This window comes from Pseudarthrobacter sp. NPDC092439 (assembly GCF_044754945.1).
Taxonomy (GTDB): domain Bacteria; phylum Actinomycetota; class Actinomycetes; order Actinomycetales; family Micrococcaceae; genus Arthrobacter.
In genome coordinates this window covers 56,268-67,360 of record NZ_JBIVQB010000009.1, presented here as the reverse complement: position 1 = coordinate 67,360, position 11,093 = coordinate 56,268, and the positions used below count along the sequence as shown (strand labels likewise).

At 66.7% G+C, this 11,093-nt stretch carries 5 protein-coding genes; 1 reads left to right on the top strand and 4 read right to left on the bottom strand.

The window, feature by feature from the left end:
* Positions 1-350: 350 nt before the first annotated feature.
* From ACIQCM_RS15320 to ACIQCM_RS15310, 3 genes are read right to left on the bottom strand one after another with little or no spacing between them, the layout of a single operon-like run.
* Positions 351-4,082: a 1,4-alpha-glucan branching enzyme gene (locus ACIQCM_RS15320; protein ID WP_400606977.1), complete on the bottom strand. Its 3,732-nt coding sequence runs from the start codon at positions 4,080-4,082 to the stop codon at positions 351-353.
* Between the two features lie 2 nt (positions 4,083-4,084).
* Entirely contained in the window at positions 4,085-5,878 is a 1,794-nt protein-coding gene (treS, locus tag ACIQCM_RS15315) for a maltose alpha-D-glucosyltransferase (protein WP_400606975.1), read from the bottom strand.
* Complete coding sequence (locus ACIQCM_RS15310; RefSeq protein ID WP_400606993.1) at positions 5,875-7,917, bottom strand: alpha-1,4-glucan--maltose-1-phosphate maltosyltransferase; 2,043 nt, start codon at positions 7,915-7,917, stop codon at positions 5,875-5,877. The genes treS and ACIQCM_RS15310 overlap by 4 nt, the downstream gene beginning before the upstream one ends.
* A gap of 191 nt (positions 7,918-8,108) precedes the next feature.
* Between ACIQCM_RS15310 and glgP the strand changes: the two genes are divergently transcribed.
* Positions 8,109-10,727, top strand: coding sequence for an alpha-glucan family phosphorylase (gene glgP, locus ACIQCM_RS15305; protein ID WP_400606973.1), 2,619 nt, complete (start codon positions 8,109-8,111; stop codon positions 10,725-10,727).
* 3 nt (positions 10,728-10,730) lie between these two features.
* Here glgP and ACIQCM_RS15300 read toward each other — a convergent pair whose 3' ends face one another.
* Complete coding sequence (locus ACIQCM_RS15300) at positions 10,731-11,087, bottom strand: barstar family protein (protein ID WP_400606971.1); 357 nt, start codon at positions 11,085-11,087, stop codon at positions 10,731-10,733.
* Between the last annotated feature and the right edge of the window lie 6 nt (positions 11,088-11,093).

The window sequence follows — 11,093 nt, the reverse complement described above, 5'->3', positions numbered from 1 at the left end:
TTGGCACACTATTGAGTTCTCAAACAACAGACACACCCGGCACCACCCAAACCAACGTTCAGGATCGCTCCGGAGCAACTTTTCAAACTTACCCGCTGGCTTCACTCTTGTCAAACCGGCGTCCGCGACGTTCTTCAGCCGAAGGCCTTGTTGTCGGTTTTTCCGTCTGACTCCGTGGAGCAGCGCGGAAATAAACTCTACCACCACTTCCTCGGAAGCGCCAACCCGGCCTTTGGGGATGCTCTTCCAAGATGCCCATAGGCCCGGAAAAGCCCGGAATCACGCGGATTCCGGGCCCTTCGGAAAACCCGTCCGCCGGCCCGTCTGCCGGCCAGCCGAACGGCCGGTGCTCAGCTGTCCCCGCGGCCCGGCTTGAAGTACGCCGCACCCAGGGGCGGGAGGGTGACGCTCAGCGTTGCCGGCTGGCCATCCTGGCCGACCTCTTTCGCCTGGAGATCCCCCGCGTTCAGGACGCCCGACCCCCCGTACGTGGTGGCGTCGGTATTGAGCACCTCGGTCCAGGCGCCCGCGGACGGCACGCCGAGCGTGTAGCCCACGTGCGGTGCGCCGGAAAAGTTGATGGCACACACCACCGGGTTGCCCTCGGTGTCCCAGCGGATGAAGGACAGGACGTTCCGGTCGGCATCCCCGCCGTTAATCCACTGGAAACCGCTGGGCTCGTTGTCCCGTGCATACAGCGCGGGCGTGGAACGGTAGAGCTCGTTGAGGTCCTTGGTCAGCAGCTGGATGCCCTTGTGCGCCGGGATGTCCGCAAGCCACCAGTCCAGCCCGTGCTGTTCGGACCATTCGGCTTCCTGGCCGAACTCGGTGCCCATGAAGATCAGCTGCTTGCCCGGGTGCGCCCACTGGTATGCGAGGAATGCCCGCAGGTTGGCGAGCTGCTGCCACCGGTCGCCCGGCATCTTGCGCAGCATGGAGCCCTTGCCGTGGACTACCTCGTCGTGGCTGATGGGCAGCAGGAAGTTCTCCGTGAAGGCATAAACCAGGGAGAAAGTCACCGTGCCGTGGTGCCACTTGCGGTTGACCGGGTCTTCGGAGGCGTACTTGAGCGAATCGTGCATCCAGCCCATGTTCCACTTCAGGCCGAATCCCAGGCCGCCGTGGCTGGTGGGGGCTGTGACGCCGGGGAACGCCGTGGATTCCTCCGCGATCATGACCGCGCCGGGGTGGGTCTTGTAGACCGTGGCGTTGACTTCCTGCAGGAACGAGATGGCTTCGAGGTTCTCCCGACCGCCGAAGCGGTTGGGTTGCCACTGGCCGTCCTGGCGCGAATAGTCCAGGTAGAGCATGGAGGCCACGGCGTCCACCCGGAGGCCGTCGATGTGGAACTCATCCAGCCAGTACAGGGCGTTGGCCACCAGGAAGTTCCGCACTTCCGTGCGGCCGAAGTCGAAGATCAGCGTGCCCCAGTCCGGGTGCTCGCCCAGGTTCGGATCCGCGTGCTCGTAGAGGGGCTCGCCGTCGAACCGGGCCAGGGCCCATTCGTCCTTGGGGAAGTGCGCCGGCACCCAGTCCAGGAGTACGCCAATCCCGTTCTGGTGCAGAGTGTCCACGAGGTAACGGAACTCGTCCGGATGGCCGAACCGGGACGTGGGTGCGAAGTAGGAGGTGACCTGGTAGCCCCAGGAACCGCCGAAGGGGTGTTCGGCCACGGGCATGAATTCGACGTGCGTGAACCCGAGCCACTTGACGTATTCCACCAGTTCCTTGGCCAGTTCCCGGTACCCCAGGCCCAGGCGCCAGGACCCCAGGTGCACCTCGTAGACGCTCATGGCGGAGTTGTGCGGGTCGCGCTGGGCGCGGGCTTCCATCCACTCGTCGTCCTTGAAGGCATAGGAGGGTTCCACCACCCTGGACGCCGTCAGCGGGGGTACCTCGGTACCGAAGGCCAGGGGGTCCGCTTTCTCGACCCAGTGCCCGGCCTTGGTCCGGATCTCGAACTTGTAGCACGCCCCTGCTAAAACACCCGGAATGAAGATCTCCCACACCCCGGAGGAGCCCAGCGAGCGCAGGGAATTCTCGCGGCCGTCCCAGGCGTTGAAGTCGCCTTTCACGCGGACTGCCTGCGCGTTGGGTGCCCAGACGGCGAAGGACACACCGTCCACGTCGCCCAGGGAAGACTTGTAGTGCTGCACGTGCGCGCCAAGCACCTGCCACAGTTTTTCGTGCCGGCCTTCGCCGATCAGGTGCAGGTCAACCTCGCCCACCGTGGGCAGGTAGCGGTACGGGTCGTCCACCGTGACCGGAGCGGCTTCGGGATAGGTGACAGCCAGCCGGTAGTCCGGGACGTGACCCTGCTGCAGCGGTTCGAGCACAGCCACCCAGACGCCGTGCTCCTCGTGCTCCATGGGGAATTCACCGGCCTCGGTGATGACGGTAACGGCCTCGGCCAGGTGCTTGACCGTCCGGATGGTGACGTGGCCGTAGTCATCGAGGTGGGCGCCCAGGACAGAGTGCGGGGCGTGATGCTCACCGTTGGCGATCTTTCCCAGCGTGCCGGAGTCCACGTGGAGGGGCATTCGTGGGCGTTCAGTTCGTGCGGAACCTGTCATTTCGTTACCTTCCGATGCTGCCCCGGCTTGGGCGCCGGAGCCGTTACCGCTGAGGAGCCGTCTGGAGGCGTTCACGGGGATCGCCAGCCAGTCGGGCCTGTTACGCATTTCATAAACTACTTCGTACAGTGCCTTGTCCAGCCACAATGCCATAAAGAGCGGCGACTGCCGGTCCACCGGGGCGGGGGTGACATCCGAGTACCCGGCGAGGAACGCGTCGGCACAATCATCCACCCAGGAATCGGGCACCTGGGCGCCTTCCTGCTCACGTCCGGCGGCGCCGGCTGCGTAGTCGAAGGACCGCAGCATGCCCACCACGTCGCGCAGCGCGACGTCGGGGACGTTCCGCTCTGCGATGGACCGCATAGGCTCGCCCTCGAAGTCAAGGATGGCCCAGCGCTGGTGGTCCACAGCGGAATTGCCGGCGGGGCCGGCCACTTGGAGGATCTGGCCCAGGTGCAGGTCGCCGTGGATGCGCTGGAGCGGCCCCGGGGAAGCCCCGTCCAGACGTGCCAGCAGCGCTTCCAGCGCGTCGTCGTAAGGCCCGACGGCGGTGCGTGCTTCCGCCCATGCCTGGCGCACGCGCTGGGCTACTGCTGAGGCGACCGCCTTGCCGGTCTCGGCTTCCGAAGACTGCCCAAGGGTCTCCGCGAGCCGCCGGTGGACGGTGGCCGTGGCCGCGCCCAGGGCACGCGCCTCGGTGGTGAAGCCGGTACCGGACCGGGCGGCATCCACTGCCAGCCGCCACGCGTCGCGGCCGCCGGCCAGGAATTCGTGCGCCACCGCCAGCTCTCCCTGCAGGTAGCGCGGGCCGCCGTCGGACCCGCCGGAACGGGAACCGTCGCCGTTCACCGCGCCGGTACCCTGCTGCGCCAGCCACTCGCCGCGGACCCAGCCCAGCGTTGCGGGGACCTCGGAAGTCCCGGCCGCCGTCAGGGCGGCCCCCACTTCGACCTCGGGGTTGGTCCCGGCTGAAAGCACCCGGAAGAACTTCACGATCGCCGCGGATTCGCCGTCGTCCACGATGACCGAACTGTTGGACTGTTCCCCGGACAGCACCTTCACCACCCCCCGGGCGGTAGGCAGGCGGTGCCCGCCGGGGACATGGAAGCCGGTGGCACTGCCGGAGGCGGCCTTCTCCTGCCCGCGGATGAGCTCCAGCCAGGCGCCCACGAAGTCCGGATCGTGGACGGCGTCATAGACCCATGGCCGTGACGGGTCGGTTCCCGCTGCTTCGCCGATCAGGGCACGCTCCATCCCCGCAGCGGGTGCCGGCCGGAAGCTCAAGGGGACCTGCACCACGGCAGTCCGCCGGCCGCCGTCGGGCGTTGGCGTGGTGATGTTCAGGAGGAACACCGCCAGCCCGGCGTGCCCGGCAGGGTCCTCCAGCCCCACGCTTCCTGCCTGGGACATTTCGAAGTGGGGTGATTTGACTGGAAACCACCGCTGCTCGGGCAACCAGCGCTGCAGGAGTGCGGTCAGTGCGGGGGTGAGGATGGGCTGGTTCATAATCAGTCCTCGATCGATAGGATCGGCATCGCCTGGGTGTACGGAGATGATGGATTGGATGCTGCAGACCGGAGCCGCAGCCAGTAGAAATCGTGGCTGCCGAGGGTCAGCGTGAGGGTGCCGTCCCCGTTGATGGCGGGAAACGGCTGGCCGCCGAACACGTCGCGAAGCCCGCGCCCGGCGTAGTCCGGGACCTGCAGCGTGGCCGCCACGGGGTGCTGGGACAAGTTGAACGCGCAGAGCAGGGTCTCGCCGGTCAGGTCGGCGCTGTTGCCGTCAGGCAGTTCACGGAGGTAGGCCAGGACGGCGTCATGGTCCGCCTCCACGTGCCGGAAACTGCCCAGCCCGAACGCAGGGTGGTTCTTGCGGACGCTGAGGATCTGCCTCGTCCACCGGAGCAGCGAACCGGAATGGGCGGCCTCCGCCTCCACGTTCGCCATCCCGTAGTTGTAGACCAGGGACTGGATGGGCGGGAGGTAGAGTTTGCCCGGATCAGCGCTGGAAAACCCGGCATTCCGGTCCGGGTTCCACTGCATCGGGGTGCGCACTGCGTCCCTGTCTTCCAGCCAGATGTTGTCTCCCATGCCGATCTCGTCCCCGTAATACAGGAACGGGCTGCCCGGCAGGGACAGCAGCAGCGCATTGATGAGCTCGATCTCCGCGCGGGAGTTGTCCAGCAGGGGCGCGAGCCTCCGCCGGATGCCAATGTTGGCCCGCATCCGGGGGTCGGGTGCGTACCAGCCCAGCATGGCGGCGCGTTCGTCCGCGGTGACCATCTCGAGGGTGAGTTCGTCGTGGTTGCGCAGGAACGTGCCCCATTGGGCCCCTTCCGGGATGTTCGGCGTGTCCTTCATGGTCTCGATAATGGGTGCGGCCTTCTGGTCCCGCAGCGCGTAGTACAGGCGCGGCATGATGGGAAAGTGAAAGGCCATATGGCATTCCGGTTCCTCCCCGGTCCCGAAGTACTCCACCACTTCATTGGGCGGCTGGTTGGCCTCGGCGATGATCACCCGGCCGGGGTACCGTTCGTCCACCATGGTGCGGAGGCGGCGGAGGAAGTCATGCGTGGCGGGCAGGTTCTCGCAGTTGGTTCCCTCCTCCTCGAACAGGTACGGAATGGCGTCCGCCCGGAACCCGTCGATCCCCTGGTCCAGCCAGAACCGGACCACGTCGAACAGTGCCTCGATCACCTTGGGGTTTTCGAAGTTCAGGTCCGGCTGGTGGCTGAAGAACCGGTGCCAGAAGAATTGCCGCCGGATGGGATCGAAGGTCCAGTTGGATTCCTCCGTGTCCACGAAGATGATCCGGGCGTCCTGGTACTTTTCGTCGGTGTCGCTCCAGACGTAGAAGTCGCCGTAGGGTCCGTTGGGGTCCTTCCGCGACTCCTGGAACCAGGGGTGCTGGTCGGAGGTGTGGTTCAGCGGCAGGTCGATGATCACCCGCACTCCCCGGGCGTGGGCTTCCGCCACGAGGCGCTTGAAGTCGCTGATGGTGCCGAATTCGTCCAGGACCGAGTTGTAGTCGGAGATGTCGTAGCCGCCGTCGCGCAGCGGAGACTGGAAGAACGGGGGAAGCCACAGGCAGTCGACGCCCAGCCACTGCAGGTAGTCGAGCTTGTCGATCAGCCCGGAGAAATCCCCCGATCCATCCCCGTTGGCATCCGCAAAAGCCCGGACCAGCACTTCGTAGAACACGGCTTTCCGGTACCACAGCGGGTCATGCTGCAGTCCCGGGGCGTTTAGCTCAAACGTGCTCTTCGGAGTGAAATGGCCCGGACTTTGCGGCGTGAAATTCACTGATGCGCTCTCCTGACATGCAGGATGTGGGCCGGCTCAACATGCGGGTCCAGCCGCACGTAGTTGTACTCGCCCCATTCCCAGCTTTCGCCGGAGATGAGGTCATCCACCCGGAAGCCGCCGTTCGCCGTGAGGTCGTCCGGGTCCAGTTCCAGCGCGGCCAGGTCCAGCGCCACGGTGCTTTCCCTGGTTCCGTGCGGATCCACGTTGACCACCACGATGATGGTGTCCTTCGATCCGTCCGGAAGGGTCTTGTGCTTGGAGTACACCACCGTGGCGTCATCCGTGCAGTGGTGCACTGTGAGGTTCTGCAGGTCCTGCAGCGCGGGGTGGGCGTGCCGGATGTGGTTCAGCCGCGTGATGTACGGGGCCAGGGTACGCCCTGAAGCGGCCGCGGCGTCCCAGTCCCGCGCCTTGTACTCGAACTTCTCGTTGTCGATGTACTCCTCCGCGCCGGGCCGGGCCACGTGCTCGTACAGCTCGTATCCGGCGTAGACCCCCCACAGCGGGCTGGCGGTGGACGCCAGCGCTGCCCGCACTTTAAAGGCTGCAGGCCCGCCGAACTGCAGGTATTCGGTGAGGATGTCCGGGGTGTTCACGAAGAAGTTGGGCCGGAAGAACGCCGGGGATTCGTGGCTGACCTCGTTGAAGTAGGCCTCGATCTCGGGCTTGGTGTTGCGCCAGGTGAAATACGTGTAGGACTGCTGGAACCCGGCCCGGCCCAGTGCGTGCATCATGGCGGGGCGGGTGAAGGCCTCGGCCAGGAAAACCACGCCGGGTTCGGTCTTTTCCACCTCGGCGATGAGCCACTCCCAGAACCAGACCGGCTTGGTGTGCGGGTTGTCCACCCGGAAGATCCGCACGCCGTGGCTGATCCAGAGCAGGACAACGCGCAGGATCTCCCGCGACAGGCCCTCGGGGTCGTTATCGAAGTTCAGCGGATAGATGTCCTGGTACTTCTTGGGCGGGTTTTCGGCGTAGGCGATGCTGCCGTCCACGCGCGTGGTGAACCACTCGGGGTGCGATTCGACCCAGGGGTGGTCCGGCGCCGCCTGCAGCGCGAGGTCCAGCGCCACTTCAAGGCCGAGTTCGTTGGCGCGGGCCACGAATGCGTCGAAGTCCTCGAACGTGCCCAGGTCCGGGTGGATGGCGTCATGGCCACCCTCCTTGGCGCCGATCGCCCACGGCGAGCCCGGGTCGTGGGGGCCGGCAATCAGCGTGTTGTTCGGGCCCTTGCGGTGCTGCACGCCGATCGGATGGATAGGGGGCATGTAGAGAACGTCGAAGCCCATGTCCGCCACCGCATCGAGCCGGCGTGCGGCCGTGCGGAAGTTTCCGGACGTCCAGGCACCGGTTTCATGGTTCTTCACGGCCCCTTCGGAACGGGGGAAGAACTCGTACCAGGCGCCGCGGCCGGCGCGGTCGCGCTCCACGCGCAGCGGAAACTTTTCGGTCACCGTGACCAGTTCACGGATGGGCTGGCGCGCCACGATGTCCGCCACTCCTTGGCTGAACCCGGCGCCGAGGCGCTCCTCCGTGCTAAGCGACCGGTCCGCCAGTCTTTCGGCGACCCAGCGCAGCGTGGCGCGGTCAGCCTCCGGGCGGGAGCCGTCGTCGGCCGCTTCGGACAGCAGCGCGGCGCCTTCGGCGAGCATCAACTCGACATCGATTTCCGCGGCGATCTTCACCTCCGCATTGTGGTGCCAGGTGCCGTAGCGGTCGTGCCACGCTTCGATGGCGAAAGACCAGTCCCCCACGTCCGACGGCGTGAGGATGCCTTCCCAGCGGTCCGTCCCCATGCCGCGTTCCCCCCGCGGCGGTGCGAGCCTGGTCCGCTGGCGTTCAGCACCGGCCGGATCGAACAGGACGGCGCTCACGCCGAGCTGGTCGTGGCCCTCCCGGAAGGCCGTGGCACCGACCACGATGCCTTCCCCGGGCAGGGCTTTCGCCGGGAACTTTCCGCCCTCCACCACTGGCTGCACGGCGGTGATCGGGAACCGTCCGAACCGCAGGCCGTCGGTGATGGTGGCCCCTGACATTTTCGTTGATGCGGCACTGGCTACTGAGTTAGTCGTCACAAGCTCGACGTTAGCGAGAAACGACCCGGAATGCTAAGGATGCTCACTAATTTAATGGCCGGGCGCGTCATTTCCCCGCGGCTCCTGTCATTTACCCAAAAGAAACCTACTGCTGGTTCCGGGCGCGCATCGAGTCGGTTAGTGTGGCGCAGGTGAAGGCAATCCGCAGGTTTACGGTCCGTACAGTCCTCCCCGAACCCATCCGGCCGCTGGCCCGGCTGGCCAGCAATCTGCGGTGGTCCTGGCACCGCCCCACCCGGGAGCTCTTCGCCGGCCTGAACCCCCGGCTGTGGGAGGAAAGCGGGCAGGATCCCATCGGCTTCCTGGGCATGGTCAGCCGCGAGGAATTCCAGCAGCTCGCCGCGGACCAGTCCGTGGTGGAGCGGGTGCACGCCGCCGAAGCGGACCTCAACCGGTACCTGCAGGAGCCGCGCTGGTACCAGGGCCTTGGCCCGGACGCGCCGGCGGCGATTGCCTATTTCTCGCCCGAGTTCGGCATCACCGAGGTGCTCCCGCAGTACTCCGGCGGCTTGGGAATCCTGGCCGGCGACCACCTCAAGGCAGCCTCGGATCTTGGCGTCCCGCTGATCGGCGTGGGCCTGCTGTACCAGGCCGGCTACTTCAAGCAGTCGCTGTCCCGGGACGCGTGGCAGCAGGAAACCTACCCGGTGCTGGACCCTGACGGACTGCCGCTGACGCTGCTGCGCGAGCCCTCGCCGGACGGCAATGGCAAGCCGTTGCAGGTAACCCTGCCGCTTCCCAACGGCCGGCGCCTGCTGGCGCACATCTGGCGGGCCGACGTCGGACGCGTCCCGCTGCTGCTGCTGGACTCCAACGTTCCGGGCAATGACGACGCCGCCCGCAGCATCACGGACCGGCTCTACGGCGGCGGCGGTGACCACCGCCTGCAGCAGGAACTGCTGCTGGGCATGGGCGGTGTGAAGGCGCTGCGGGCCTTCCAGCAGCTCACGGGCACCCCGGCACCCGAGGTCTTCCACACCAACGAGGGACACGCCGGGTTCCTCGGGATCGAACGCATCCAGGAGCTCATGGCCGGGGACCAGAAGCTCACCTTCGACGAGGCCCTCGCCGCCGGCCGCGCCTCCACCGTGTTCACCACCCACACTCCGGTCCCGGCCGGCATCGACCGCTTCGAGATCAACCAGATCAACCACTTCTTCCAGGCCGGCCTGGCACCGGACGTGCCCGTGGACCGGATCCTGGAACTGGGCAGGGAGAATTACGCGGAGGGAAACCCGTCGGTCTTCAACATGGCCGTCATGGGCCTCCGCCTGGCCCAACGTGCCAATGGGGTGGCCAAGCTGCACGGGGAGGTCTCGCGCGGGATGTTTGCGGCGCTGTGGCCCGGCTTCGACCACTCCGAGGTGCCCATCACCTCGGTAACCAACGGCGTGCACGTACCTACCTGGGTGGACAGCCGCATCGCCAAGCTCGCCCGGGACCAGTTCGGCAGCGAGGCCGAAGCCAACGGCCGCTGGGATCTGGCCTACAACGTCAGCGACGCCGACGTGTGGGCGCTGCGCCGGGAGATGCGGTCCGCCCTGGTGGACGATGTCCGCCGCCGCCTGCGGGCAGCCTGGAAGAAGCGCGGCGCCGCCGACGCAGAGCTGGCGTGGACGGACACCGTGCTGGATCCGGATGTCCTCACCATCGGCTTCGCCCGCCGCGTCCCCACGTACAAGCGGCTCACGCTAATGCTGCGGGAGCCTGACCGCCTGAAGGCACTGCTCCTCCACAAGGAGCACCCCATCCAGCTGGTGATCGCGGGCAAGTCCCATCCGGCGGATGACGCCGGCAAGAAGATGATCCAGGAGTTGGTCCGGTTCACCGACGACCCAGAGGTCCGGCACCGGATCGTGTTCCTTCCCAACTACGACATCGCCATGGCCCGCACGCTGTTCCCCGGCTGCGACGTGTGGCTGAACAACCCGCTGCGCCCGCTGGAGGCCTGCGGCACGTCCGGGATGAAGGCCGCCCTGAACGGCTCACTGAACCTTTCCGTCCTGGACGGCTGGTGGGACGAGATGTACGACGGCGAGAACGGCTGGGCGATTCCCACCGCCAACAATGACGCCTCGCCGGAGGAACGCGACGATATAGAGGCCGCGGCACTGTACGAACTGCTCGAAACGCAGGTTGCGCCCCGGTTCTACGGGAGCACGGTCTCTGCGGGTGCGGGGTCCGCCGGTCCCTCGACCACCAGCAGCGAGAAGGTCCCCACACACTGGGTGTCGATGATCAAGCACACCCTCTCGCACCTGGGCCCCGCCGTGTCGGCCGAGCGCATGCTGCGGGACTACGTGAACGTACTGTACCGGCCCGCGGCGGAGGCCGGCCGGAGCGCCGTGGCCAACTCCTTCTCACAGGCGCGCGCCCTGGCCGCATGGAGCGCCGTGGTGCGGGCGGCATGGCCGCAGGTGCACGTGGAGCACGTGGACTCGGTGGGAGTGTCGGAAGATCCGCAGATCGGCGACGTCCTGCAGGTCAACGCCTACGTGGCACTGCACAGCCTCACTCCGGCGGACGTATCCGTCGAGGTGGCGTACGGCCGGGCCCAGGAGAACGACACCCTGACCGACATCACCGTCATGGAGCTCAAGGCCCAGGAGGACCTGGGCAGCGGTCGCCACCTGTTCAGCGGCTCCCTGGTGATCGACCGCGCGGGCCCGTTCGGCTACACCGTCCGCGTCCTGCCCCGCCACGACGCCCTGGCTTCCAAGGCCGAACTGGGCCTGATCGTGAACGCGTGAAACCTACAGCAGCACGGCGGTGACTGCGAGGTCCTTGCCGGCGTAGCGTTCGGCGTCCTGCAGGACCTCGCAGAGCACGCCGAAGGACCGGTCGGCGCGGAACGTGGCCGCCACGAGCCACAGCACGGTGACGGGGGCATTGCCGTTCTCCGTGATGGCGTCCGCAAAATCGTGGAGCGAGTCATTCAGGGCGTCCAGGTTCACGCCGTAGTGCTCCGGGAAGTCCAGGACCTCGCCGAACGTTTCCAGCACCGCCTTCTTGCTGTCCGCAGCCGGAACCACGAGGCTGCGGCGCCCGGCGTCCGCTGCCTGCTCCTTCAGCTCTTCAAGGGTCCAGGTGTCGCCGGAATAAATCTTCATCGTTGT

What these genes read in the sequence shown, in the direction of transcription:
- ACIQCM_RS15320 (WP_400606977.1), bottom strand. Translation starts at nt 4,082, where the DNA reads ATGAACCAGCCCATCCTCACCCCCGCACTGACCGCACTCCTGCAGCGC.
- ACIQCM_RS15310 (WP_400606993.1), bottom strand. Translation starts at nt 7,917, where the DNA reads ATGTCAGGGGCCACCATCACCGACGGCCTGCGGTTCGGACGGTTCCCG.
- ACIQCM_RS15300 (WP_400606971.1), bottom strand. Translation starts at nt 11,087, where the DNA reads ATGAAGATTTATTCCGGCGACACCTGGACCCTTGAAGAGCTGAAGGAG.